This window comes from Carnobacterium alterfunditum DSM 5972, from assembly GCF_000744115.1.
Classification (GTDB): Bacteria; Bacillota; Bacilli; order Lactobacillales; family Carnobacteriaceae; genus Carnobacterium_B; species Carnobacterium_B alterfunditum.
Window position 1 is genome coordinate 1,914,955 of the sequence record NZ_JQLG01000004.1, and the last position, 25,314, is coordinate 1,940,268.

Annotated in this window: 24 protein-coding genes; 23 read left to right on the forward strand and 1 reads right to left on the reverse strand. The window is 34.9% G+C overall.

Annotated elements, in window-relative coordinates; genetic code table 11:
* The first annotated feature begins 8 nt into the window (after positions 1 to 8).
* The 3 genes from BR50_RS09485 to rpmF all read left to right on the forward strand — a co-directional run bounded on the left by BR50_RS09485 (position 9) and on the right by rpmF (position 2,126).
* A complete protein-coding gene (locus BR50_RS09485; protein WP_034548185.1) occupies positions 9 to 1,229 on the forward strand; it encodes a nucleotidyltransferase in 1,221 nt (406 codons plus the stop codon).
* An 85-nt stretch (positions 1,230 to 1,314) separates the two neighbouring features.
* Entirely contained in the window at positions 1,315 to 1,878 is a 564-nt protein-coding gene (locus BR50_RS09490; protein ID WP_034548188.1) for a YceD family protein, read from the forward strand.
* Positions 1,879 to 1,946: 68 nt separating this feature from the next.
* Positions 1,947 to 2,126 (forward strand): 50S ribosomal protein L32, encoded by a 180-nt coding sequence (gene rpmF / locus BR50_RS09495; protein ID WP_034548189.1) that lies wholly within the window; start codon positions 1,947 to 1,949, stop codon positions 2,124 to 2,126.
* Between the two features lie 345 nt (positions 2,127 to 2,471).
* On the opposite strand, the gene BR50_RS09500 is transcribed toward rpmF, so the two are convergent.
* Complete coding sequence (locus BR50_RS09500; RefSeq protein ID WP_034546789.1) at positions 2,472 to 3,788, reverse strand: IS1380 family transposase; 1,317 nt, start codon at positions 3,786 to 3,788, stop codon at positions 2,472 to 2,474.
* Positions 3,789 to 4,015: 227 nt separating this feature from the next.
* On the opposite strand from BR50_RS09500, the gene BR50_RS09505 reads away from it, so the two are divergent.
* The 20 genes from BR50_RS09505 to cspD all read left to right on the forward strand — a co-directional run bounded on the left by BR50_RS09505 (position 4,016) and on the right by cspD (position 25,278).
* Positions 4,016 to 4,396, forward strand: a complete 381-nt coding sequence (locus BR50_RS09505; protein ID WP_051905784.1) for a DUF3397 domain-containing protein — start codon at positions 4,016 to 4,018, stop codon at positions 4,394 to 4,396.
* A 381-nt stretch (positions 4,397 to 4,777) separates the two neighbouring features.
* Positions 4,778 to 5,209: a division/cell wall cluster transcriptional repressor MraZ gene (gene mraZ, locus BR50_RS09510; RefSeq protein WP_034548190.1), complete on the forward strand. Its 432-nt coding sequence runs from the start codon at positions 4,778 to 4,780 to the stop codon at positions 5,207 to 5,209.
* 61 nt (positions 5,210 to 5,270) lie between these two features.
* A complete protein-coding gene (gene rsmH / locus BR50_RS09515) occupies positions 5,271 to 6,227 on the forward strand; it encodes a 16S rRNA (cytosine(1402)-N(4))-methyltransferase RsmH (RefSeq protein ID WP_034548193.1) in 957 nt (318 codons plus the stop codon).
* Between the two features lie 30 nt (positions 6,228 to 6,257).
* Positions 6,258 to 6,641, forward strand: a complete 384-nt coding sequence (ftsL, locus tag BR50_RS09520; RefSeq protein ID WP_034548196.1) for a cell division protein FtsL — start codon at positions 6,258 to 6,260, stop codon at positions 6,639 to 6,641.
* A complete protein-coding gene (locus tag BR50_RS09525; RefSeq protein ID WP_034548198.1) occupies positions 6,638 to 8,791 on the forward strand; it encodes a penicillin-binding transpeptidase domain-containing protein in 2,154 nt (717 codons plus the stop codon). The genes ftsL and BR50_RS09525 overlap by 4 nt, the downstream gene beginning before the upstream one ends.
* Positions 8,792 to 8,812: 21 nt before the next feature.
* A complete protein-coding gene (locus BR50_RS09530; protein WP_034548199.1) occupies positions 8,813 to 10,291 on the forward strand; it encodes a UDP-N-acetylmuramoyl-L-alanyl-D-glutamate--2,6-diaminopimelate ligase in 1,479 nt (492 codons plus the stop codon).
* A gap of 12 nt (positions 10,292 to 10,303) precedes the next feature.
* A complete protein-coding gene (gene mraY / locus BR50_RS09535) occupies positions 10,304 to 11,269 on the forward strand; it encodes a phospho-N-acetylmuramoyl-pentapeptide-transferase (RefSeq protein ID WP_034548202.1) in 966 nt (321 codons plus the stop codon).
* Between the two features lie 72 nt (positions 11,270 to 11,341).
* On the forward strand, positions 11,342 to 12,727 hold the full coding sequence (murD, locus tag BR50_RS09540; RefSeq protein WP_034548204.1) for a UDP-N-acetylmuramoyl-L-alanine--D-glutamate ligase: 1,386 nt from the start codon (positions 11,342 to 11,344) through the stop codon (positions 12,725 to 12,727).
* Between the two features lie 20 nt (positions 12,728 to 12,747).
* The gene (gene murG, locus BR50_RS09545) at positions 12,748 to 13,851 is read left to right on the forward strand and encodes an undecaprenyldiphospho-muramoylpentapeptide beta-N-acetylglucosaminyltransferase (RefSeq protein WP_034548207.1); all 1,104 of its coding nucleotides are present in this window, start codon (positions 12,748 to 12,750) and stop codon (positions 13,849 to 13,851) included.
* A gap of 23 nt (positions 13,852 to 13,874) precedes the next feature.
* Positions 13,875 to 14,843: a cell division protein FtsQ/DivIB gene (locus BR50_RS09550; RefSeq protein ID WP_034548210.1), complete on the forward strand. Its 969-nt coding sequence runs from the start codon at positions 13,875 to 13,877 to the stop codon at positions 14,841 to 14,843.
* A 132-nt stretch (positions 14,844 to 14,975) separates the two neighbouring features.
* A complete protein-coding gene (gene ftsA, locus BR50_RS09555; protein ID WP_034548212.1) occupies positions 14,976 to 16,307 on the forward strand; it encodes a cell division protein FtsA in 1,332 nt (443 codons plus the stop codon).
* Positions 16,308 to 16,342: 35 nt separating this feature from the next.
* A complete protein-coding gene (ftsZ, locus tag BR50_RS09560; protein ID WP_034548214.1) occupies positions 16,343 to 17,602 on the forward strand; it encodes a cell division protein FtsZ in 1,260 nt (419 codons plus the stop codon).
* Positions 17,603 to 17,604: 2 nt separating this feature from the next.
* Positions 17,605 to 18,279 (forward strand): YggS family pyridoxal phosphate-dependent enzyme, encoded by a 675-nt coding sequence (locus BR50_RS09565; RefSeq protein ID WP_034548216.1) that lies wholly within the window; start codon positions 17,605 to 17,607, stop codon positions 18,277 to 18,279.
* 47 nt (positions 18,280 to 18,326) lie between these two features.
* Positions 18,327 to 18,812, forward strand: coding sequence for a cell division protein SepF (locus BR50_RS09570; RefSeq protein ID WP_034548218.1), 486 nt, complete (start codon positions 18,327 to 18,329; stop codon positions 18,810 to 18,812).
* Between the two features lie 21 nt (positions 18,813 to 18,833).
* Positions 18,834 to 19,121: a YggT family protein gene (locus tag BR50_RS12650; protein ID WP_211249831.1), complete on the forward strand. Its 288-nt coding sequence runs from the start codon at positions 18,834 to 18,836 to the stop codon at positions 19,119 to 19,121.
* A 20-nt stretch (positions 19,122 to 19,141) separates the two neighbouring features.
* Entirely contained in the window at positions 19,142 to 19,924 is a 783-nt protein-coding gene (locus BR50_RS09575; RefSeq protein WP_034548219.1) for a YlmH family RNA-binding protein, read from the forward strand.
* Positions 19,925 to 20,006: 82 nt separating this feature from the next.
* Positions 20,007 to 20,678 (forward strand): DivIVA domain-containing protein, encoded by a 672-nt coding sequence (locus BR50_RS09580; RefSeq protein ID WP_034548222.1) that lies wholly within the window; start codon positions 20,007 to 20,009, stop codon positions 20,676 to 20,678.
* Between the two features lie 362 nt (positions 20,679 to 21,040).
* On the forward strand, positions 21,041 to 23,833 hold the full coding sequence (gene ileS, locus BR50_RS09585; protein ID WP_034548224.1) for an isoleucine--tRNA ligase: 2,793 nt from the start codon (positions 21,041 to 21,043) through the stop codon (positions 23,831 to 23,833).
* Positions 23,834 to 23,933: 100 nt separating this feature from the next.
* Entirely contained in the window at positions 23,934 to 24,914 is a 981-nt protein-coding gene (gene dapF / locus BR50_RS09590; RefSeq protein ID WP_034548226.1) for a diaminopimelate epimerase, read from the forward strand.
* Positions 24,915 to 25,077: 163 nt separating this feature from the next.
* Complete coding sequence (cspD, locus tag BR50_RS09595) at positions 25,078 to 25,278, forward strand: cold-shock protein CspD (RefSeq protein WP_034548228.1); 201 nt, start codon at positions 25,078 to 25,080, stop codon at positions 25,276 to 25,278.
* Positions 25,279 to 25,314: the final 36 nt, after the last annotated feature.

Here is a 25,314-nt window from a genome sequence, read left to right on the forward strand (position 1 = left end):
TACTAGATATGAAAAGTTGTGGTGTAGTTGTAGAATATAACCCCTTACACAACGGGCATGTGTATCACTTGAAAAAAGCTAGAGAATTATCAGGTGCAGATATAATTATTGCTGTTATGAGCGGAAATTTTCTGCAACGCGGGGAGCCGGCTATTGTAGATAAGTGGTCTCGAGCGCAAATGGCTTTAGCAGCTGGAGCAGATATCGTAATAGAATTACCGGTTGCTTTTAGTACACAACCAGCTGATTACTTTGCAAAAGGAGCAGTTGGATTATTGCATGCCATGAAATGTGATGCCATCTGTTTTGGTTCTGAAACAGGCGAAAGTAAAGATTATCAAAAGCTGGCTCAATTTTTAAGGCAGCACATGTCAGAGATTAATCGGCGATTTAAAGAAAACAAAGATCCGGGACAGACTTATGCTTGGCAGATGGATCAAGTTCTTAAAGAATTTATGCCTGATCAGCCTGTTTCTCTTTCAATGCCAAACAATATTTTAGGATTAGCTTATGCCAAAGAAAACTTGCTGTATGAAAAACCAATGGAACTTTACACCATAACAAGATTAGGGTCAGATTACCATGATAAAGAATTGATCAAAGAAAATTTCTCGAGTGCTACGGCCATTCGAGAAAAATTACTGGATCCTATGCAAAAAAAAGATCTGATTGAAGAATTAAAGTTCAGTATGCCCTATCGTAGTTTTCAATTAGTAACAACACATCCTTTAGTTAGTTGGGAAAACTATTGGCCGTACTTAAAATACCAAATACAAGTTCAATCGCTTGAAGAGTTACGGAGTGTTTATCAAGTAACAGAAGGTATTGAATATAGATTAAAGGCATATATTCAAGAAGCAGAAAGCTTTGAACAGTTTATTTCATCTGTGAAAAATAAAAGAGTATCGTGGACTCGTTTGCAACGTATCTGCGTATATATTCTGCTTCAATTAAAAAAAGAAGAGATGACTGATGAATTGAAGAAGCCAAAAGCCATACACTTATTAGGCTTTAATCCTATAGGAAGAAGTTATTTAAAAGTAATGAAAAAAGCTTTTTCTTTACCGTTGATAGCCAATGTAACAAAAAAGAATAATAATTTATGGACATTAGATATAAAAGCAGGTAAAATTTATCAAATGGGTCGGATGGATTTAATAAAAGAACAAGATTATTATCGTCAGCCGCTAAAATTTTATTTTGAAAATGACCATGAAAACAAAGCTTAGCAAGAAAAGACTGTAAGGTAAAATACGTTGACAAAGGGTTCATTCACTAGTATAATAATCCTTGTTGCTTTAGGAGTGATATAAAATGAAATGGTCATTAAACGAATTGCAAAAATACCGCAATCAACCGTTAGTTTTCTCGGAAACTGTTGACTTAAAAAAGCCGTTGATGAATCGAGAAAAAGAATTAATGGATGTTTCTCCGATTGATTTGGAAGGAACGCTCATTGTTCATGAAAAAGAAATCTTGCTTCATATGGTTGTTTCATTAAATGTGACACTACCCTCTGCAAGATCATTAAAACCAGTTTTGTTCCCTATGTCTATTAGAATAGATGAAATATATATTCCGCCTTCTGTTACACCTGGTTCTAAAATAGATAATGAGGAAGAAACAGTCATTCTTTTAGATAAAGATATGATTGATCTGACTGATGCTATAATAGATGCTGTTTTGTTGAATCTCCCATTGCAAGTCTTTACGCAAGAGGAGATAGAAGGACAAGAAATGCCTAGTGGAAATGATTGGCTGGTCGTTTCTGAAGATGAATACATTTCAGATTTAGAAACACAGAAATCAGAAACTGAAGATCCGCGTTTTGCTGGTTTGAAAGATTTATTTAAAGATGAATCTGATAATCAGAAATAAGTATGTATCATAGGCTTCTTTCTAGCACAAATTTGTGCAGAGAAGCAACTTTTAAGGAGGTGTAAGGAATGGCAGTACCAGCAAGAAAAACATCAAAAGCTAAGAAAAACAGACGTCGTACTCATTATAAATTAGAAGTTCCAGGTATGAACGCATGCCCTAACTGTGGCGAATTGAAAAAAAGCCATCACGTTTGTGCATCATGTGGACATTACGATGGTAAAGAAGTAATCAGCAAAGAAGCTTAATTTTTTGCACATTTCATCATGAGATGATTTGAAACCCCTTATTGAGACCATGGCTCAATAAGGGGTTTTTTTTTGATTTACTAAGAATATACAATTAGGAGTATACAAAAAAAGAAAATTACGTTAAATTTAAAAAAGATAGTTTGGCCTGAATGATTCATACTTTTTTCAAAAAATAAAAATTAGTGTGTTTTTCACTTCATTCAGGACAGTAGCTTGTTTGGTTTACTGATTTTACTTCAAATTTACAAAGCACTCATTTTTTTGTCAGGCAATTAAGATTTTTGGGCATACTGACCCCTTGGAATGAGCCATTTTTTTTAACTATTGTATTGAGTATGAGTGCTACTCCCATTTAAAATGCTGGATATTCCACAAGATTTTACGAAAGAGTTTCTGATAAACGTGGGAGGAACTGAGTTTCAAAGAGGTTTTCCTTCCCGAATGAACAAGCTTACCTGCCACTTTAAATAAGAACAAGCGAATGGTTGATACTTGAAAACCTTTGGTTTCTTTCGTAAAACAAAGAGTACGCATAAAATTGACCATGTTATAAGCTAGTACGCTCACCATCATGCGTGCATGATTTTCTAAGAAACGAGGGCTGTCGGTTTTATCGAAATAAAACCCATTTTTGGCCTCTTTAATATAATTTTCCATGGTTCCTCTTTTAGAATAAGTTTGAAAGACCGCTTCTGCAGAAATATCTTCTGATAAATTAGTTACGATAAATTCATGTCGAGCAATCAATTCTGTTGCTTCACGCGTAGATTTAATACAAACTCTTCGTGAATGTGACCAGCTCTTCGCTTGATAGAGTACAGAAGCGTAGTGAACTTCTTTTCTATACCAATCGTGTTGATCATCTATAGAGATAAATTGCTCAGCGATTTTGCCTAATTTGCGATTCGATTTCAATCGAATAACATAAAAATTTCGACGTTCTTCACATAGCTCATATAATTCAGGAGTTGCAAAACCACTATCGGCACGCACTAGAATAGAACTTACAGGTACGGTTTCTTGATAATGGTCAAAAAGTGGTTGGACAAAATCTGCCACACCATTGGATGTGTACACGTTACCAGAACGAAGTTCTGCTTTCAATAAATCACCGGTCAAGCCTTCAAAGGCAACTAGCGGATGATAGCCATTCGTTTGGTAATGAGCGTTATAATTCGAATTTTCTTGATTCCCGAAGGTATCCGAATGAGTTGAGTCTAAATCAAAAATCATCTCAGTTGTATTACGTGCAGTCCGTACTTTATCAAGCAGGATTTGATTGACTTCTTGCAATTGGAAAATATTTTCTTGATTTAACCGATCCCAAAAGCGAGAAATAGACGGTTGTGAAGCAAGTTGTTCTTTAGCTAATAGGCTCTGGAAAATGGGATCTTTTGATAAAATGTCAGCCGAAGAATCTGTTTGATAGCCACCAATCAATTGAAAAATAATTTGTTCAATTATCGCCTGATTAGTATGTTTATGATAAAGTCGATTATCATTAATGATGAGGTTTTGTTTTAAAATATTAGAAAAATTAATGGTGTGCATAAACTCCTTAACTAATATTAACCCGGAATCTGAGGATAAATTACCACCAGAATGTGATACCGAAATGTTTGAATTGAAAAGTAACCGATTTTCATGTAAAATTGCCATAGAGAGAACCCCTTTCTTTGGTTACGTTTAGGTGATTTAACCATAACAGATTGGGGTTTTTTTTGCACACCCAAAGGGTGTTGAGAAATCCAGCTTAAACTAGCGCTAGAACAGTTTTTCCAGAGCATTTCAAAAAAAGTATGAATTATTCAGGTTTGGTATTGTTTTGCGGTATAAGTAAAATGCCTATTGATCGAATTTACATATTTTAAAAAGGTGGGATAAAAGTGGATTCTAGAACTTCTTTAATAATGGGTAAAGTAATTCTGTATTGTTTGCCCATTATTTTACTGGCTTTGTTTAGCAAACCAACACAGCGTCATTTTAAAAAACAAAATTCAGCTATTAAATTAGCAGATTTATTGGTTCCTTTTTTAATCTTAGGTATCCATATTCTTAGTCAGTTAACATATGGATTTTCTTTAATTCCATATTTTTTGATTTTTATTTTCAGTCTAGGAATTGTGATTCTTTTGATCATAGCGGTAAAAAAGGGCGAAATTTTATATAAAAGCTTTTTTAAAACTTATTGGCGTTTTGTTTTTATTAGTTCTATTGTAACTTATTACGGCTTAGTCGCAGTCGATATAGTTCTAACTTTAAATTGAGTTGCAGAGAGTTGTGCAGAATAAAAATGATCGTATCAGAAAATCGGTGGGATGATCGGTTGTAATAGTATGTAAAATCATTGTCTAGGATTCATATTGATAGGATCATCAGCACGGTCATTTAAATAGGTTTAATCGTAATAAGTCTAAGAAGTAAGATAAGGATATATTGTCCTTATCTTACTTCTTTTTTTTCGTTATTTAGCAAGAACTAAAAGATCATCAGCGTAAATACACACTAAGAAAGTGAGGATTATGCCGTTTAAAAAACAAATATTACATTAACAAGAAGATTTATATCTTTTTTTGAATAATTGTGGAGGAAAGTGGGGCATTGTGGTAGACTAAAAATATCTAATCGGAGACTGAGGTGAGACAGCTATGTTAATGGGTGAACACAAGCACAACATTGATGCAAAAGGTCGTTTGATCATGCCATCAAAATTTCGATCTGATTTAGGTGAGAAATTCATTCTCACTCGTGGATTAGATGGATGTTTGTTTGGATACCCACAAGAATCATGGTCTGCTCTTGAAGAAAAACTCAAACAACTCCCGTTAGCAAAGAAAGAAGCTCGTGCTTTTACAAGATTCTTTTACTCCGCAGCTGTTGAATGTGAATTAGATAAACAAGGAAGAATCAATATTCCTCAAACATTAAGAGAACATGCAAAACTAGAAAAAACGTGTCATATTATTGGCGTATCTGAACGCATTGAAATTTGGAGTGAAACAAGATGGAACCAAGTTTCCGAAGAGGCTGAAGAAATGTTCGACAGCATTGCTGAAGAAATGATTGATTTTGGTTTCTGATAAAAGAACATTGCATAAGTAGAAAATACTACGAAAAATAGTGAGTAAGGTAGGCGAAAAAATGACAGCATTTAATCATGAAACGGTCCTATTAAAAGAAACCGTTGATGGGCTTTCGCTATCCCCAGAAGGCATATACGTCGATTGTACTTTAGGCGGAGCCGGGCATAGTGAATATTTATTATCACAATTGAATGAAAATGGGCATTTGTATGCCTTTGATCAAGACGAGCGTGCAATTGAAAACGCAAAAGTTCGGTTGGCTGAATATGTAGAAAAAGGTATGATCACTTTTATTAAGGCAAATTTTCGTTTTATAAAAGAAGAATTAACAAATTTAGGAATAAACGAAGTAGATGGAATTCTGTATGATTTAGGTGTTTCTTCCCCTCAATTAGATGAAGCAGAAAGAGGGTTTAGTTACCACCAAGATGCTCCTCTAGATATGAGGATGGACACCGATGCTCCATTAACAGCTAAAGAAGTCATCAATGAGTGGTCTTATCACGATTTGATAAGAATTTTTTACCGCTATGGGGAAGAGAAATTTTCAAAACAAATTGCTCGTAAAATTGAGGCTGCCAGGGAAATAAAACCAATCGAAACAACATCTGAATTAGTAGAATTGATTAAAGCAGGGATACCAGCACCAGCTAGAAGAAAAGGTGGCCATCCAGCAAAGCGTGTTTTTCAAGCTGTGCGAATTGCGGTTAATGATGAGTTATCTTCAGTCGAAGACTCCTTGGAACAAGCTATTGATTTATTAGCGATAGGCGGACGTATCAGTGTAATTTCTTTTCATTCATTAGAGGACCGAATCGTTAAATCTATTTTCAAAGATCACTCAAAAGGCCCTGATTTGCCACGCGGATTGCCAGTTACTCCAGATGGATTCTTACCTGAATTAAAATTGATTACCAGAAAACCTATTTTACCCTCAGAGCAAGAATTAGAAGTAAATAATCGTTCGAGAAGTGCTAAATTACGAATTGCTGAAAAACAAAATAAACTAGTGTAACCATTAGAAGTCAGGAAGGAAGAATTGAATATGTCATCGGAAAGTAATTTAGCTAGAAACCTTGAAATCGAAGTGCCATTTCAGCCTCAGACAGCTCCTACTCCTAAAAAGGAAAAAGTACATACTCCTTTAACAAAAAGAATAGGTATTACAAAAGGCGAAAAATTACTCGTAAGCACTATTCTAATCGTTTTATTTGCTTTAATTGCCGTTAGTATTTCATTAGAAATAACGATTGCCAGTACGAGTCGTACGCTACAAGATACGGTGACATCTATAACCGAATCAACAACGGTTAATGAAAACTTAGAACAAGAAGTCCAAGAATTATCTCGCTATGATCGTGTATATGAAATAGCAAATAAATTCGACTTAGACATGAATGAAAAAAATGTAAGGAATGTTATAAAATGAATAATAAAAATCCTCTAAAAAACAGAAAAAAGGTTGCCATACTTTTATTCTTTGGCACAATTTTTTTGCTAGCCGTTTTTGCGGGACGAATTGCATTTATAATGGTAAAAGGTGAAGTCAATGGGGAGAATTTGTCTCAAAATCTAAATAATCTATACACAAGAAGTAGTATCCTAGAAGCAAACCGAGGAACCATATACGATGTTGGGGGAGAATCGGTTGCATTGGATGCTACTTCTTATTCTTTAGTAGCGGTTTTAACGGATGAATGGTCGAACCCTGATGAACCACAGCATGTAGTCGATAAGAAAAAAACAGCTGAACTATTAGAAAAATTCATTCCGATGAGCAAAAAAGATATTTTAGCTACTTTAAATCAGAAAAATCTTTCTCAAGTTGAGTTTGGCGAAGCAGGAAAGAATTTATCCTTTGATACAAAAAAAAGCATTGAACAAGAAAATTTGTCTGGGATCGTCTTTGAAGAAACACCTACAAGACTTTATCCCAACGGAATTTTTGCTTCACATTTAGTAGGGTATGCAGCATTGCCCTCTGGAGGGGAAGAAGAAGCCTCTAGTACAGATTTAACCGGTATGATGGGGATCGAACTTGCTTATGATGATTTACTAAAAGGGACAGACGGTAAAACGATCTACCAAAAAGATAGTTTTGGTTATGTCATTCCCAATTCTGAAGTAGAAACGACTGAACCTGTAAATGGTGATGATATTTACCTTACAATAGATAAACGTATGCAAGTATATATGGAAAACGTTATGAGTGAAATAGATGAAAAATACAATTCTGCTATGGTGACAGCAACTTTGATCAATCCGGAAACGGGAGCTATCATAGCAACGTCGCAAAGGCCAACTTTTAATGGAACAACAAAAGTTGGAATCGATCAATTATGGCAAAATTTATTAGTCGAAAATACTTTTGAACCCGGATCAACGATGAAGATTATAACCTTAGCAGCAGCAGTCAGTGAAGGAGTCTTTGATCCAAATGCCTATTATCAATCAGGAGTAAAAATGATTGGCAAAGAGCCGATACATGATCATGATCCAGAAGGTTGGGGAACGATTTCTTATCTAGAAGGTTTAGCTCGTTCAAGTAATGTAGCATTCGCTAACCTAATGGAAAAAATGAGTCCAGAAACTTGGAAAGAGTATATGGATGCTTTTGGATTAGGCCAAACGACTAATTCAGGATTGGCCAATGAAGCAAAAGGTTCAATAGGTTTTAAATATCCCTTAGAGCAAGCCAATACAGCATTTGGACAAGGATTAACTGTAACAGCAGTCCAAATGTTGCAAGCTTTCACTGCAATTGCAAATGACGGTCAAATGATGAAGCCTCAATATATAAGCAAATTTATTGATTCTGATACAGGTGAAGAAACAATCGTTGAACCCGAAGTAGTTGGCGAACCAATTACCGAAGAAGTAGCCCATCAAACACTAGAGTATTTAAAAGAGGTCGTTTATAATGAAAATGGTACCGGAGTAGGCTATCAAATTGATGGTTACGAGATTGCCGCAAAAACTGGAACGGCAGAGATTGTTAATCCTGAAACAAAACAGTATTATAGCGGTGGAACTGATTATATTTACTCAGTGGCAGCTATGGCTCCAGCAGATGATCCTAAGGTGATTCTTTACATTACCGTGCAACAGCCGGAAATTAAGGATGGCAGTACAACGGGAAGTGGAGTAGTCAAAGAAATCTATCAGCCTATTATGAAACGAGCATTAGAATATTTATCTTTGGGTGAAGAGGAAGATGCTGAAATAAATGCTGTAGAAATGCCAAAAGTTACGGGAACAACAAAAGAAGAGGCTCTTAAAATATTAGAAGATACTCAGTTAAATGTGACCGTTGTGGGAAATGGTGATACAATAGTACAGCAATTGCCATTACCAAACAAAACAACTATTGAGAATCAACGTGTCGTTTTGATGACGAATGGTGCAATGACGATGCCTGATATGATGGGATGGTCTAAAAATGATGTTTTGAAGGTTTCTGAGATAACGGGATTAGAATTCACATTTGAAGGTGAAGGCTATGTAGAGACCCAAAGCCTGGAACCAAATGCAAATATGCATGATGCAGATAAAATTACTATAGGATTAGAAACACCATAAGAATAGAAAAAGGTGAAAATAGTGAAAGCAATTGAATTGATCAAACCATTAAAAACAACAGAAATTTCGATGGAAATTTCCAATGATTTGGAAATAAATAAAGTTACTCAAGATACGAGAGAAGTTGAATCAGGTTCGCTTTTTATTTGCATTACTGGTGCTCTTCAGAACGGACATGATCTTGCGAAAGAAGCTGTTCAAAAAGGAGCAGTTTTAGTAGTGGCAAGTGAGCCAATCGAGGTAACGGTTCCTGTTATTTATGTAAATAATACAATGAAGGCTATGGCAATTTTAGCAGCAGCTTTTTATCAGTATCCAAGTCAAAATTTGCGGGTGATCGGTGTCACAGGTACAAACGGAAAAACAACTGTCACACATCTTTTAGATTATATATTTCACGATCACAAGGAAAAAACTGGCGTTATTGGAACAATGTATCGTCGTATTGGTTCTGAGGTGTATGAAACTAAGAACACAACACCAGACAGTATCACTCTACAAAAAACCTTATACGAAATGCAAAAAAGCGGTGTGAATACTTGTTCTATGGAAGTCTCTTCTCATTCTTTGGTTCAAGGCAGAGCGTGGGGTACTGATTTTGACATTGCTATTTTTACTAATTTAAGTCAAGATCACTTAGAATACCATCATACTATGGAAAAATATGCTGAAGCTAAAAGTCTTTTGTTTTCACAATTAGGTAACGGTTATCAACAAGGTAAAGCTAAATTTGCTATTCTAAATTTTGATGATCCGGTGGGGAAAAGTTTTGAAGAAAAAACAGCTGCTCGGGTATTCTCATACGGAATCGATCAACCAGCTGATTTTAAGGCAACTGATCTGAGTATCACAAATAAAGGAACACGGTTTAATTTAAATTTTGAAAATCGGGTATATGAAGTACAGTTACAATTAGTTGGCAAGTTTAATGTATCAAATGCTCTAGCGGCAATTGCTGGAGCTTATGCTGCAGGCCTTGAGGTGTCTTCTGTTATTCAGTCTATCGGCGAAATAAGTGGTGTGAGAGGTCGTTTTGAACTAGTTAAAGGCGATCAGGACTTTGCTGTGATCGTTGACTATGCACATACACCAGATGGTTTATTAAATGTTTTAAATGCAGTAAATGAAATTAAAACAGGTAACGTCTTTTGTGTAGTTGGATGTGGTGGAGACCGCGATCGTACTAAACGACCAATAATGGCTGAAATTGCGCAAAAAAATTCAGATACGGTTATCTTTACAGCTGATAATCCGAGGACTGAAGATCCAATTGCAATATTAGATGAAATGGTCGAAGGATTGAAAGAGGAAACTTATCAATTGATTCCTGATAGAAGAGAAGCTATTCAAGCTGCTATAAAACAAGCAAAAACAAATGATATTGTATTGATTGCTGGAAAAGGTCATGAAAATTACCAAATTATCGGCACTAAAAAAATTCATTTTGATGATGTTGAAGAAGCTAAACGGGCAATAGAAATAAAAAACAACGATAATTAGGAGCGGGAAATAATGCAATGGACAGAAATGGTAATTGCAATTGTGAGTGGATTTGCCTTAACCATTATGGCAATGCCAATCGTAATTGGATTTTTTAGAACAAAACAATTAGGCCAAACGACTAGAGATGAAGGTCCTAAATGGCATGAGATAAAAACAGGAACTCCAACTATGGGAGGGATCGTTTTTCTAGTAGCTGCCATTATTTCGACTATCTGGGTAGCTATATGGCAAGATGTCCTTACATTAGGTATTGGTTTGTCGTTATTCATCTTAATTCTTTATGGATTGCTTGGATTTTTAGATGACTTCATAAAAGTATTTAAAAAGAGAAATCTTGGATTAACTTCTAAACAAAAATTAATAGGCCAAATATTCGGTGGGCTGCTCTTCTTTGTTGCTTACCGTTATGATGGACTTCCGACCGAACTAGTCTTTCCCTTTCTAGGTATAGTTGACATAGGATGGTTTTATGGGTTGTTTATTATTTTTTGGCTAGTCGGCTTTTCAAATGCCGTTAACCTGACAGATGGTTTGGATGGATTAGTAGCTGGAACAGCAAGTATTGCATATGGTGCATATGCAATCATCGCTTGGAATCAAGAACAAATAGATATTTTGATCATTTGTTTAACTATAGTTGGCGGTTTGATCGGCTTTTTCTTTTTTAATAAAAAACCTGCAAAAATATTCATGGGCGATGTTGGTTCATTAGCTTTAGGCGGTGGTTTAGCAGCAATCTCAATTTTACTGCACCAAGAATGGTCACTTCTTCTGATTGGTTTTATCTTTGTTGTGGAAACAGCTAGTGTTATGATCCAAGTGACTTCTTTTAAATTGAGAGGTAAAAGAGTATTTAAAATGAGCCCTATTCACCATCATTTTGAAATGAGCGGATGGAGTGAATGGCGTGTTGTTTTAACTTTTTGGGCTATTGGATTAATAGCTGCAGTAGCTAGTCTATTCATGATCCTATAATGCTTACTAAAAGAATATAACTACTTATTAAATTTGAAATCTTCCTTATTTTTAAGAAAAAGAGGTCTATAAATGAAAAAAATAAAACGCTATGAAAATAAAAAAGTATTGGTTTTAGGTTTAGCTTTAAGTGGAGTGAATGCAGCAAAATTACTTCATTCTTTAGGGGCATTAGTAACAGTTAATGATTATAAAAAATTCGATGAAAATCCTCAGGCACAAGAATTGTTAGAGTCCGGTATACGAGTTGTCACGGGTGGACATCCTGTTGAATTATTAGATGAAGATTTTGAATGGGTCGTGAAGAATCCAGGCATTATGTACAATAATCCTATCATTATAAGAGCTAAAGAAAAAAATATACCTGTCATTACTGAAGTCGAATTAGCTTACGAAGTGGCCGAAAGTATGGTCATCGGGATCACAGGTACAAATGGGAAAACGACGACTACAACTATGATTGCTGAGTTGCTAAATGCAGAACGTTCTAGAGGCCAGGCATATGTAGCTGGAAATATTGGTACACCTGCCAGTCTAGTGGCTCAAAAAGCAACATCAGATGATGAGATCATCATGGAATTGTCTAGTTTTCAGTTAATGGGTATCACTGAATTGAAACCACATATTGCAGTGATCACGAATATTTATTCTGCTCATTTAGATTATCATGGAACAAGAGAAGAATATGTAGCAGCTAAAATGAATATTACAAAAAATCAAACTGAAGAAGATTACTTAATTGTCAATTGGGATCAACCTGAGTTAAGAGAGTTGTCTAAAAAGAGTAAAGCCATTATCATTCCTTTTTCAAGGAAAGAAATTTTAAATGATGGAGTGTATCTTCAAGATGATGTTATTTATTACCAAGGCGAGCCTGTCATGGCTAAAGAAAATATCTTGATTCCTGGGGACCATAATGTTGAGAATGCCATGGCAGCAATTGCTGTTGCTAAATTATTGAATCAAAAGAATGGTATTATTCGGGCAAGTTTAGAAAAGTTCACCGGTGTAAAACACCGTACCCAATTTGTAACAGAATTTAAAGAAAGACGTTTTTATAATGATTCAAAAGCAACCAATATTTTAGCAACAGAGAGCGCCTTGAAAGGTTTTGATGCACCAGTTATTTTATTAGCTGGCGGTTTAGACCGAGGAAACAATTTTGATGAGTTGATTCCATCTATGAGTGGGAAAGTAAAAGCGCTTATTGTTTTTGGAGAAACAGCAATGAAGTTGAATGAGATAGGTGAAAAAGCTGAAATACCAACTATTATTTCAGTTCAGAATGTTGAAGCAGCTGTATCTGCAGCTTATGCTTTAAGCGAACCGAATGATGTCATCTTATTATCTCCGGCTTGTGCCAGCTGGGATCAATACCGAAGTTTTGAGGTTCGTGGAGATGCTTTTATTCATTCCGTTGAGCAATTAGTAGAAGAAGCAATAGAAGAGGGGGAATAGACCGACTGGTCTGACAACTAATGAAAATATTATTATCAGGTGGCGGTACTGGAGGGCATGTCTATCCAGCACTCGCACTAATGCGTCGTATACAAGAAGTTGACCCAACAGCCGAGTTTTTGTATGTTGGAACTGAAAAAGGTTTAGAAAGCAAAATTGTAAAAGACTATAATATTCCTTTTGCTTCTGTAGAAATAAAAGGATTTAAGCGCTCATTGTCGCTTGATACTTTCAAAACGATTCGAATGTTTATCAGCAGTATCAAACAAGCTAAAAAAATCGTTAAAAAATACCAGCCTGATATTGTTATTGGAACAGGCGGTTATGTATGTGCCCCCGTAGTTTATGCTGCATCAAAATTAGGAATCCCTAGTATCATACATGAACAGAATAGCGTTGCGGGTATAACAAATAAATTTCTTTCACGTTATGTGACCAAAATTGCCATTTGTTTTGAAGAAGTAAAAAAAGACTTCGCTAAATATCCAGCTAAAATTTGTTTTACTGGTAATCCTAGAGCACAAGAAGTGAGCAATGTACAAAAAAAAGCAGCTTTAGAAGAATATAATTTAGATTCTAAAAAACCGACTGTTGTAATTTTTGGTGGAAGCAGGGGAGCAAAAAAAATCAATGAGGCCTTTATTGAAGCTTTACCTATGTTAGCTACCAAAAACTATCAAGTATTGATGGCAACAGGGGATGTTCATTATGAAGCCATCCAAAACCAGTTGATTAAAATAAAAAATGATAAGTTTAATGTCTCAGTAGTGTCTTACATCCCTAATATGCCAGAAGTTTTTTCAACGGCTTCATTAGTTGTTTCAAGAAGTGGTGCTACAACCTTGGCAGAACTTACAGCGTTAGGATTACCAAGTATTTTGATCCCTAGTCCTTATGTTACGAACGATCATCAAACGAAAAATGCAGAAAGTCTAGTGAATAAACATGCCGCAATGCTGCTTAAAGAATCTGAATTAACGGGTGAAAAATTAGTCGAAACACTGGATGAATTGATGTTGGATCCAAATAAGCGTCAAGAGATGGCAGAAAATGCTAAAAAAATTGGTATGCCAGATGCTTCAGATCGATTAATCGAAGTAATAAACGAGATTATGAAAAAATGACTTTTATTAAGGAGGATAGGTGCATGAAAAAAGAAAATAAGAAACAAAAAAAGCAGTTTAAATTGCACCTTTCTTCCTTGAAAAAAAGTGCAAAGATAAAAAATAAATCAACCGGTGATCAACAGTTTCGAATTAAAAAAATGAAAAATCAATCAGATGAAAAATCAAAATCATTTGAAAATACTTTACAAAATTTAAAAAAGCAACGTCAAAAAAAACTCACTACAAGATTGATCACACTAATTTTATTATTTTCATTTGCAATTTTAGTAGTCGTATATTTCATAAGTTCATTAAGCAAAGTTGATATTGTTTCGGTTAGCGGCACAAAAGAAGTAGCGGACCAAGAGGTAATTGACGTCAGCCAAATCAAATCTGGAGACGACTTCTGGGGGGTTTTCTTTGAAAGAAAAGAAATCTCAAAAAAAGTTTTTTCTGAATTGCCGCAAGTTAAAGCCGTGGAGATAAATTTTAGTGGGTTAAATGATTACACTATAAAAATTGAAGAGCACCAAACAGTCGCTTATTTAGCTGAAAACAATCGATACTTTAATATTCTTGAAAATGGGAAAATTGTAAATGAAAGTAGAAAAATATCCATTGGAAATCCACCAATATTTAAAAATTTCAAAGAAAATGAAGCTTTAAATACAATCATCGTACAATATCAATTATTAAATGAGAATATCCAAAATAGTATATCAGAAATTGAATATACACCTAGTGATATTGATGATCATCTTATTAGACTATATATGAATGATGGCAATGAAGTGATTGCTTCAATTCCTTCCTTTGCTGAAAAAATGGTTTATTATCCTGACATGGTAAAAAAAATAGGTGATCAAAAAGGAACATTTAATATTGAGGTGGGGGCTTATTTTTCCCCTTTTGAATATAGTGAGGAAAAAAATGGCGCAGAAAAAGAAGAAGAAAAAACAACCAATAATGAAAATAGCGCAGAACTCAATTTAGAAGAGGAAACACAGTAACATAGAATAAAAAAAATCACGTAAATAAATAGAACAAAATACTGAAATACTTCGTAAATTGATGATGCTTATGTTAAAATTAGCATTACTATAGGTTTTAATAAAAAATTATGATATAGGAGGTTTCAATGAATGGGAAATACTGAAATGTATGTAAGTCTGGATATTGGAACCACTTCAATAAAAGTAGTTGTAGCTGAATATATTAATGGTGAAATGAATATTATTGGAGTAGGGAATGAAAAATCTGAAGGTTTAAATCGCGGAATTATCGTTGATATTGATAAAACCGTACAATCAATCAATAAAGCTATTAAACAAGCAGAACAAAAAGCAAATGTAGATATTCACAATGTTATTGTAGGTGTTCCAAGTAATTCTGTTGAAATAGAATCTTGCCATGGAATGATAGCAGTAGCTGGGGAAAATCGTGAAATTACTGAAGAAGATGTTCAAAATGTTTTGGCAGCTGCAATGGTAAAATCGGTACCGCCAGAAAGAGAAATTTTAACTATCTTACCTGAAGAGTTTATCGTAGACGGTTTTGATGGAATCAAAGATCCAAGAGGAATGATTGGTGTTCGTTTGGAAATGCATGCTGTGATGTTGACTGGGCCTAAAACCATCATTCATAATACAAAGCGTTGTGTAGAAAAAGCGGGTCTACAAATCCAAAATATTGTTATGCAACCTTTAGCAGCAAGTAGTGTAGCTATGTCTAGCGGTGAAAGAGATTTTGGTACAATATTAGTTGATATGGGTGGCGGACAAACGACAGCTTCAGTTATGCATGATCATCAATTGAAATACACTTATGTAGATCAAGAAGGTGGAGATTATGTAACGAAAGATATCTCTGTTGTTTTAAATACCACCATTGAAAATGCAGAAAGAATTAAACGAGATTATGGTTACGCTATACCTGAAGAAACATCTCAAGAAGAAAAATTCCCAGTAGAAGTGATAGGTAAAAGTCAACCGGTAAAAGTAGATGAACGCTATTTGTCAGAAATCATAGAAGCTCGATTAGTTCAAATTTTTGAAAAAATTAAAAATGAGTTGGATAAAGTAGGAGCAAGAGAATTACCCGGTGGAGTTATCTTAACTGGTGGAGCTGCGGCTTTACCAGGTATAGTGGAGTTAGCTGAAGATGTTTTTGAGATTCCAGTGAAACTTTATATACCTAATCAGATGGGTATGCGTTATCCAACGTTTACTACCGGGATAGGACTGATCCAAAATGAAGCCAACTTAGATGAAATTCATCAAATCGTTAAAAAATACCAATTGGGTATCATGAACAAAGAAAACAGTTCGTCTAATTTTAAATCAGAATACCCATCAGAATACAACGAGGTAAGTCCTTTAGAAGTTGAAAAAGAAAAGACTGTAAGAAAAGAAAAGAAAAAAGAAGAAAAATGGGGAAATAAAGCAAAAAGCTTTATTTCAAATTTTTTTGATTAAATAAATGCATTCAAATTGTAGTAGGAGGAAATGGAATGGACTTAGAATTTGATACAAATCCAGCTAATGGAGCAATAATTAAAGTAATAGGTGTTGGTGGAGCAGGTAACAACGCGGTTAACCGTATGATCGATGAAAATGTACAGGGTGTAGAATTTATTGTAGTAAACACAGACTTGCAAGCATTAGCAGGCTCAAATGCCGAAGTTAAAATTCAACTTGGACCAAAATTGACTCGTGGACTAGGAGCAGGAGCAAATCCTGAAATCGGACGCAAAGCAGCAGAAGAAAGTGAAGAACAAATTGCTGAAGCCTTGCGTGGAGCAGATATGATTTTTGTGACTGCTGGTATGGGTGGCGGAACAGGTACTGGAGCAGCACCAATTGTTGCCCGTATTGCTAAAGAACAAGGAGCTTTGACCGTTGGGGTAATTACAAGACCTTTTACTTTTGAAGGACCTAAACGTGGACGTTTCGCTGCAGAAGGTGTAGCTCAAATGAAAGAGCACGTAGATACCTTAGTTATTATTTCTAACAATCGTTTACTAGAAATGGTTGATAAGAAAACGCCAATGCTTGAAGCATTTCATGAAGCTGATAATGTTTTACGACAAGGTGTACAAGGGATTTCAGATTTAATTACAGCACCAGGATATGTAAACTTAGATTTTGCTGACGTAAAAACAGTGATGGAAAATCAAGGTTCAGCATTGATGGGTATTGGTATGGCTAGCGGTGAAAATCGTACTGTTGAAGCGACTAAAAAAGCTATTTCTTCTCCACTGTTAGAAGTTTCTATAGACGGAGCAGAATCGGTATTATTAAATATTACCGGTGGATCTGATTTGACATTATTTGAAGCACAAGACGCATCAGATATCGTTTCAGCAGCATCTACTACAGAAGTGAATATTATTTTCGGTACTTCTATCAACGAAAATTTAGGTGATGACGTTATCGTAACAGTTATTGCAACAGGTATTGATACAGGTAAAGCAAAAGAAGCAAAACCACAATCAAATGAAAGAAGTAGAAATGGTTCTGCACAACGAAATATGCTTGAAAATTCAGCTGCACAATCAGAGCAAACAAAAGATCCTTTTGGCGATTGGGATATCCGTCGCGAACCTAGTTCGCGTGATCAAAGAGTTAAAGCTCAAATAAATGGTTTAAATCAACAAAATGAAAAACCAGAATTTGATATTTTTAAACGAGAAGAAAAACAAGAACAAGATAAGCGTCAAGATGATGATAATCTTGATACTCCACCATTCTTTAGAAGACGCCGTAAATAAAAATGAATTCGGTAAAAGTAAATAGCCAAAAAATCGAGCAAATGTTGAATCTTTCATTGGAAGCATCCAGTCGAAAACGATCTGATGTCCAAGTCATTGTAGTGACCAAAAAGGTTTCTAGTGAACAAGCTATGGCTGCAATTGAAGAAGGTTATATGCATCTTGCTGAAAATCGCCCTGAAGGTTTAGAATTAAAGCAAAAAGAGCTAAACGATAAACGGCTGGTTTGGCATTTTATCGGAAATCTGCAAACAAGAAAAGTGAAAAAAGTAATCAATAAAATTGATTACTTTCACGCTCTTGATCGCTTGCCTTTAGCTGAAGAGATTGAAAAGAGAGCACTTAATGTTGTCTCATGTTTTATTCAAGTTAATGTTACTGGTGAAGAAACAAAAAGCGGAGTAAGCCCGGATCAACTTGATGATTTTATAAATAGTCTTTCGCAGTTCTCAAAAATAAAAATAGTAGGTCTAATGACTATGGCACCATTAAATGCGGAGGAAGCAGTTATCCGTTCTGCTTTTGCTCAGTTAAAAAAATTACAAGAATCAATCAAAGATAAGGCCCTACCCTACGCACCTTGTACTGAACTCAGTATGGGAATGAGTAAAGATTACACAATAGCTGTTGAAGAAGGAGCAACTTTTGTTCGAATTGGAACGTCTTTTTTTGAATAAGAATCGATTTTTTGAAATATAAATCGATTTAAAAAGGAGGACTTTAAATGGGCATGTTAAATAATTTTACTCAATTTTTTGGTTTAAATGATGAAGAAGAGTTTGAGTCAGAAAAAGCAACAAATAATAATGAAAAGTTTTTAGCTAAAGCTAAAAAAAATGAAGAAAAACGTGAAGTAGAAAATCGAAAATCCTTTAATACACGTCGCGAACCAGCAACAACCAATAAAGTTGTATCAATGAAAAATCCGGAAAATGCTTACCAATCAAAAATCGTTGTATTTGAACCTAGAGTTTACTCTGAAGTTCAAGAAATAGCTGATCTTTTGCTTAGTAATCAATCTGTAATTTTAAATTTTACTCGTATTGAAGAAGATCAAGCTAAAAGAATCGTCGATTTCTTAACAGGTACGATCTATGCGATAAGTGGAGATATTCAACGGGTCGGAGAAGAAATTTTCTTATGTACACCTAAAAATGTTGAAATTGATGGTGTTTCACCAGATGTAATGCAAGAAAAAAATTTTTATTAAAGAAAAGAGGAAAAACGGATAGTGGCTAATTTTATATCAATACTATATACAGTACTTTCTAGAGGTTTGGATATATATTCCACACTAATTATAGTTTATATCCTAATGTCTTGGTTTCCTGGGGCTTATCAATCTAAGTTTGGCCAAATATTAGCAACGGTTTGTGAGCCATATTTAAATTTCTTCAGAAGATTTATCCCACCAATCGGTATGATCAATTTTTCGGGAATTGTTGCATTGGTCGTCTTGAATTTAGCTAAAAGTGGTTTATTTTCATTATTCCAACTGATCATAAGGATTATCTATTAAGTGAAGGAGGTGTTTTTCTTATGATTGAAAATGTTTATCAACATTTTAGAAAAGAAGAACAACCCTTTATTGATAACGTTATAGGATGGATAAGAAGTGTAGAAGACCAATACACTCCTTATTTAACCAATTTTTTAGATCCTCGCCAATTGCATATCGTAAAAACGATAGTTGGAAAAAATAATGAAATCAATATTCATTCTTTTGGAGGGTATGAAGCGGCAGAGAGAGTGAGAGCTTTTATCTGTCCTACATATTTCACACCAAAGCAAGAAGACTTTGAGATAACTATTTTTGAAATACGATATCCTGTCAAATTTGCTTCATTATCGCATGGGAAAGTGTTAGGTACATTGCTTTCAACTGGGTTGAAAAGAGATTATTTTGGCGATATCATATCGGACGGAACACGTTGGCAAGTATTTGTTGAAAATTCAACAAAAGGCTACATTGAGCAACAAGTTATTAGTATTGGAAAAGTTGCAGTTCGAATGGAAGAAAAAAATTATACAGAAATTTTATTACCGATAGATAATTGGATGATTGAAAGTCAAACAGTTTCATCAATGCGTTTAGATACGCTTGTTTCTAGTGTGTTTAAAATCTCTAGACAACGAGCTAAACAAATGATCGAATCGGGTAAAGTGAAACTGAATTGGGTAGAATTAAATCGGCCTGATTTTGAAATCGGTTTATTAGATATTGTTTCGGTTCGTGGATATGGGAGATTACAAGTACAAGAAATTGAAGGCAAAACTAAAAAAGATAAATGGCGTCTTCAGTTAGGCGTCTTGCATAAATAATAATCAATTCGTTTACATGTAGTTAAGTTTATGCTATTTTTATACTAAAGCACGTTAAATTTAAAAATTGGAGGTGTCTTATATGGTGTTGACTCCCTTAGATATACATAACAAAGAGTTCCCTGTCAAGATGCGAGGCTACGATCAAGATCAAGTAAATGATTATTTAGATCAAATCATTAAAGACTACGAAATGGTTTTAAAAGATAAGCGTGAATTAGAAAAACAATTGCAATTTTCTGAAGAGAAAGTAGGGCATTTTAACAATCTTCAAGATGCTTTAAATAAATCAATCATTGTTGCTCAAGATGCAGCAGATAGATTAAAAGAAAATGCCATTAAAGAAGCAAATATTATTGGCCTTGAGGCTGAAAAAAATGCTGATCGTTTATTAGATGAAGCCGTTTCTAAAGCCAAGAAGATCACAATGGAAACAGACGAATTGAGGAAACAAAGTAGAGTCTTTAAACAACGTTTGCAGATCATGATAGAATCACAATTAGAAATGGTCAAAAATTCTGAATGGGATGATTTATTAAAACCTATAGAAGAAGAAGCGCTGAATATTCCTACATTGAAAGAAATTTTATCTAGTGTTAATAAAAGTGAAGAAGACTCAGCGAATATTGATATTGAATCTAGTAATGAAACGGTAACGGCAACAGTAGTTAGCGATACGGATACAGCAAATAGTCATGAAGAAGAACAATCTTCAGTAGAGGGAAAATTACAGGCAATTGAATTTCCTAAATAAATCATATCAAGTAAATCAGTGAATGGAACAGAAAAACGATAGAATACTAAATCAAGCGAGTTAGAAAATAGTGAAAGTCTAACGGTCCCTTCTATTTGTAAGATCCTCCATGAGTGTTAATTTGAACCAGAGTAAAATTAACCGTTTAATTGGCGTTATACAATTACTTAAGAGAATAGAAAAAGGAGAAATTTCTTTTCTATTCTAAATTTGGGTGGTACCACGAAGATTTCGTCCCTCTAGGGATGGAGTCTTTTTTTTTATTGTTAAGAATAGTTGCAATTGATAAAGCTCAGTTGTATGATGAGCATGTCATTTTGGAATGAAAGAGATAAATTTAATAAATAAGGGGTCGATATTTGATGAAGATGAAAGAGACATTACAATTAGGAAACACAAAATTTCCCATGCGTGGGAATCTACCAGTTCGCGAATTAGAGTGGCAAAAGAATTGGGAAGAATTAGATATTTATGGACAACGCCAAAAAATGAATGAAGGCAAACCGACATTTGTTTTACATGATGGTCCTCCGTATGCAAATGGAAACATTCATATAGGTCATGCGTTAAATAAAATTAGTAAAGATATCATTGTTCGCTACAAGTCTATGTCTGGTTTTAGATCTCCCTACGTTCCAGGTTGGGATACTCATGGATTACCTATCGAGCAGGCGCTAACGAATAAAGGTGTAAAACGTAAAGAAATGAGTATTGCCGAATTTCGTAAATTATGTGAGGAATATGCTTGGGAACAAGTGAATAAACAAAAAGAAGATTTTAAACGGTTAGGGATTGCTGGCGAATGGGACCACCCATACGTAACATTAACAAAAGAATACGAAGAAGCACAAATTCGTGTATTTGGAAAAATGGCTGAGAAAGGCTATATCTATAAAGGATTAAAACCAATTTATTGGTCACCTTCTAGTGAATCAGCTCTTGCTGAAGCTGAAATTGAATACAAAGATGTTAAATCAGCTAGTATTTATGTAGCATTTAAAGTAGCTGATGGGAAAGGGCTTATTGATGAAGATACATCATTTGTTATTTGGACAACTACTCCATGGACGATCCCATCAAATCTTGCAATTGCAGTTCACCCTGACTATGATTATTCAGTTATTCTAGCAGATGGCAAAAAATATGTTTTGGCAAAAGATTTAATTGAGACGGTAGCAGAAGAAATTGGCTGGGATAAATTTGAAATCATTAAAGAATTAAAAGGGAAAGATTTAGAATTAATGACGGCTAAACATCCAATGTATGATCGTACTTCTCTCGTGATTCTCGGAGACCATGTTACGCTTGATGCCGGAACTGGGCTTGTTCATACGGCTCCAGGACATGGGGACGATGATTTCATTGTAGGCCAAAAATATAAATTAGCTGTTTTATCGCCGATTGATGATAAAGGATGCTTTACAGACGAAGCACCAGGCTTAGAAGGTATCTTTTACGACAAAGGAAATAAAGTGATCACAGAATGGCTGGAAAAAGAAGGAGCATTATTGAAATTAAACTTCTTTACTCATAGTTACCCACATGACTGGAGAACTAAGAAACCGGTTATTTTCCGTGCTACACCGCAATGGTTTGCATCTATTGATAAGTTCCGCGGAGATATCTTAGAAGCTGTTGAAGGCGTTGAATGGGTCCAGAAATGGGGGATGCAACGTTTATACAACATGGTACGTGATCGCGGAGACTGGGTTATCTCACGTCAGCGTTCTTGGGGAGTTCCACTACCTATTTTCTATGGTGAAAACGGAGAGCCGATTATTACACCTGAAACTATCGAACACGTAGCTGCTTTATTTGGAGAATTTGGCTCAAATAGTTGGTTTGAGCGTGAAGCTAAAGATCTATTGCCAGAAGGATTCACTCATCCTTCAAGTCCAAATAATATTTTTACAAAAGAAACCGATATTATGGATGTATGGTTTGATTCAGGATCTTCTCATGAAGCCGTATTAAGAGCAAGAGAAAATTTAACTTTTCCAGCCGATATGTATCTTGAAGGTTCAGATCAATACCGTGGATGGTTCAATTCAAGTATCACAACTAGTGTAGCCATCAATGGAGTAGCTCCTTATAAAACAGTTCTCTCTCAAGGAATGGTTTTAGATGGTGATGGCCGCAAGATGAGTAAATCGATTGGCAATACTATTGCACCAAGCAAAGTGATCAAGCAAATGGGAGCAGATATCATACGTCTATGGGTTTCTAGTGTAGATACTCAAGCTGATGTACGTGTCAGTGATGAAATTCTAAAACAAGTTTCTGAAGTTTATCGTAAAATTCGTAATACAATGCGCTTCTTATTATCTAATACTACTGATTATGACCCTTCAGAAAATAAAGTTGCATTTGAAGACTTGCGTTCTGTTGATAAATATCTGATGGTTCGTTTGAACCAATTAGTAGAAAAAGTAGAAGGCCATTATGAGAAATATGAATTCTCTTCTATTTATCAATTGATCAACAACTTTTGTACCGTCGATTTATCACAATTTTACTTGGATTTTGCTAAAGATGTCGTTTATATCGAAGCTGAAGATGCTTACGAACGACGTGCTATGCAAACGGTCTTCTATGAAGTTCTAGTAAAAATCACAAAATTATTGACTCCAATTCTTCCACATACAGCTGAAGAAATATGGTCATTCTTAAGTGAACCAGAAGAATTTGTTCAATTAACGGATATACCAGCTTTTGATAACTACGAAAATGAAACAGAACTGTTGAATATTTGGAATGCGTTTATGGAAATTCGTGTCGTTGTTCAAAAAGCACTCGAAGAAGCGCGTAATCAAAAAATTATTGGAAAATCTTTTGAAGCAAAAGTTACGCTTTATCCTACGGAACAAACAAAAGACCTATTTGTTTCGTTGAATAGTAATTTAGCTCAATTATTGATCGTTTCAGATCTAGAAATAGCAGAATCGATCGATGATGCGCCAATTAACGCTATCCGTTCTGAATCGGTGGCTGTTGTAGTCGAACATGCTCATGGAGAAACTTGCGAAAGATGTCGTGCTATTAAAGAAGAAGTTGGATCTAATGAACAGACACCAACTCTTTGTGCTCGTTGTGCAGCAATTGTTGAAAAACATTTTCCAGAAGCTTTAATTCCTGAAACAGAAGAAAATAATTGACAAAAATGCATCCAAAGGTTGATCTTTGGATGCATTTTTCATTGTATTTTATAAATGAAATGGTAAAATATATTAAAGAAAAAATAGGAGGTACAGCACAATGCAATTAGAATTGATCAAGGTTCATGGATCAGAGAATGAATTCTTTATTTTAGATGAAACACTGCTTGAAAGACCGTTGACACAAGATGAACTAGTATCTCTAACGAAAATCATTACAGATCGTAATACTGGACTACTTAAGGGGGCTGACGGTGTCCTATTAGTAGGGACAGCTAAGCGCAAGGAGTCGGGTGAAAGCATGCGAGTAATCAATAATGACGGTAGTGAAGCTAGTATGTGCGGAAATGGCTTGCGAACGGTTGCGCGCTATCTTTCTGAAAAGAAAAAATTAGATGAATTTGTTATTGAAACAATGCACGCTGATTTACAGGTGAAAAAAGCAGAAGAGATAGGGAAAAATATTCAAACCTTTCAAGTTGAGATTTCTCCTGTATCCTTTAATGTAGAAAAATTACCATTTAATTGGAAATCAGAAAATTTTATTGATCAAGAATTGGCTGATTTAGCGCCTGGTTTGAAGTTTTCAGCAGTAGCAGTGCCAAACCCTCATTTGATTAGTTTCGTTGATCATGGGACATTAACTAGCCTACAGTTTGAAAAACTTGCAAAGTACTTAAATGGTAAAAACCCTTATTTCCCTGATGGAGTAAATATCAGTTTTGTAGAAGAGCTAGGTAAACAAGAAATATTTGTTCGTACATTTGAAAGAGGTGTAGGTTTTACAAATGCTTGTGGAACAGCAATGGCAGCTAGTAGTCTAATGTACGTATTGTTAAAAGGTGGTATGATCGAAGAAAAAATTCAAGTGACCAATCCTGGTGGGATGGTCCAAACGATTGTTCATAAACATGAAGATGGAACTTACTGGATGGATCTAATTGGGAATGCAACATTCCTTAACAAAGTTTCCATTTCATTAGAAGATATTTTAGATTCTAAATTGGATAACAGTAATTCTGTATCACTGAATGAAGCTAAAGCTTATCGTGAATTCATTGGAAATTTTTCTGCTCTTTAAATGTTTTTTTTACAAGAACGGCTCTATTAAAGAAAAGTATCCCCTTGCAAAATGAAAAATGCTGCGTTATAATTACCTTGTAATCGATTTCATTGTATTGAAAAGACGAATAACCACAAAAGAAAATCAATTGCAAAATGACTAATCGGGGGTACAGTAAATTATGGAAAAAGGAACAGTAAAATGGTTTAATAGTGAAAAAGGTTTTGGCTTTATTGAAGTTGAAGGCGGAGATGATATATTTGTACATTTCAGTGCAATTACCGGTGAAGGCTTCAAATCATTAGAAGAAGGACAAGCAGTTGAATTTGAAATCGTTGAAGGAAATCGTGGAGCGCAAGCTGCAAATGTCGTGAAACTTTGATTTCAATTGTATCCAGACTTCATTTTTAGCATAGCT

Excerpts from the sequence above, each read along its gene's own strand:
- BR50_RS09575 (WP_034548219.1), top strand. The coding sequence starts at position 19,142 with ATGATTGAAAATGTTTATCAACATTTTAGAAAAGAAGAACAACCCTTT.
- cspD (WP_034548228.1), top strand. The coding sequence starts at position 25,078 with ATGGAAAAAGGAACAGTAAAATGGTTTAATAGTGAAAAAGGTTTTGGC.
- BR50_RS09485 (WP_034548185.1), top strand. The coding sequence starts at position 9 with ATGAAAAGTTGTGGTGTAGTTGTAGAATATAACCCCTTACACAACGGG.
- dapF (WP_034548226.1), top strand. The coding sequence starts at position 23,934 with ATGCAATTAGAATTGATCAAGGTTCATGGATCAGAGAATGAATTCTTT.
- BR50_RS09570 (WP_034548218.1), top strand. The coding sequence starts at position 18,327 with ATGGGCATGTTAAATAATTTTACTCAATTTTTTGGTTTAAATGATGAA.
- BR50_RS09580 (WP_034548222.1), top strand. The coding sequence starts at position 20,007 with ATGGTGTTGACTCCCTTAGATATACATAACAAAGAGTTCCCTGTCAAG.
- ftsA (WP_034548212.1), top strand. The coding sequence starts at position 14,976 with ATGGGAAATACTGAAATGTATGTAAGTCTGGATATTGGAACCACTTCA.
- rsmH (WP_034548193.1), top strand. The coding sequence starts at position 5,271 with ATGACAGCATTTAATCATGAAACGGTCCTATTAAAAGAAACCGTTGAT.
- murD (WP_034548204.1), top strand. The coding sequence starts at position 11,342 with ATGAAAAAAATAAAACGCTATGAAAATAAAAAAGTATTGGTTTTAGGT.
- mraZ (WP_034548190.1), top strand. The coding sequence starts at position 4,778 with ATGTTAATGGGTGAACACAAGCACAACATTGATGCAAAAGGTCGTTTG.
- BR50_RS09525 (WP_034548198.1), top strand. The coding sequence starts at position 6,638 with ATGAATAATAAAAATCCTCTAAAAAACAGAAAAAAGGTTGCCATACTT.
- rpmF (WP_034548189.1), top strand. The coding sequence starts at position 1,947 with ATGGCAGTACCAGCAAGAAAAACATCAAAAGCTAAGAAAAACAGACGT.
- mraY (WP_034548202.1), top strand. The coding sequence starts at position 10,304 with ATGCAATGGACAGAAATGGTAATTGCAATTGTGAGTGGATTTGCCTTA.
- BR50_RS09565 (WP_034548216.1), top strand. The coding sequence starts at position 17,605 with ATGAATTCGGTAAAAGTAAATAGCCAAAAAATCGAGCAAATGTTGAAT.
- murG (WP_034548207.1), top strand. The coding sequence starts at position 12,748 with ATGAAAATATTATTATCAGGTGGCGGTACTGGAGGGCATGTCTATCCA.
- BR50_RS09500 (WP_034546789.1), bottom strand. The coding sequence starts at position 3,788 with ATGGCAATTTTACATGAAAATCGGTTACTTTTCAATTCAAACATTTCG.
- ftsL (WP_034548196.1), top strand. The coding sequence starts at position 6,258 with ATGTCATCGGAAAGTAATTTAGCTAGAAACCTTGAAATCGAAGTGCCA.
- BR50_RS09490 (WP_034548188.1), top strand. The coding sequence starts at position 1,315 with ATGAAATGGTCATTAAACGAATTGCAAAAATACCGCAATCAACCGTTA.
- BR50_RS09550 (WP_034548210.1), top strand. The coding sequence starts at position 13,875 with ATGAAAAAAGAAAATAAGAAACAAAAAAAGCAGTTTAAATTGCACCTT.
- ftsZ (WP_034548214.1), top strand. The coding sequence starts at position 16,343 with ATGGACTTAGAATTTGATACAAATCCAGCTAATGGAGCAATAATTAAA.
- ileS (WP_034548224.1), top strand. The coding sequence starts at position 21,041 with ATGAAGATGAAAGAGACATTACAATTAGGAAACACAAAATTTCCCATG.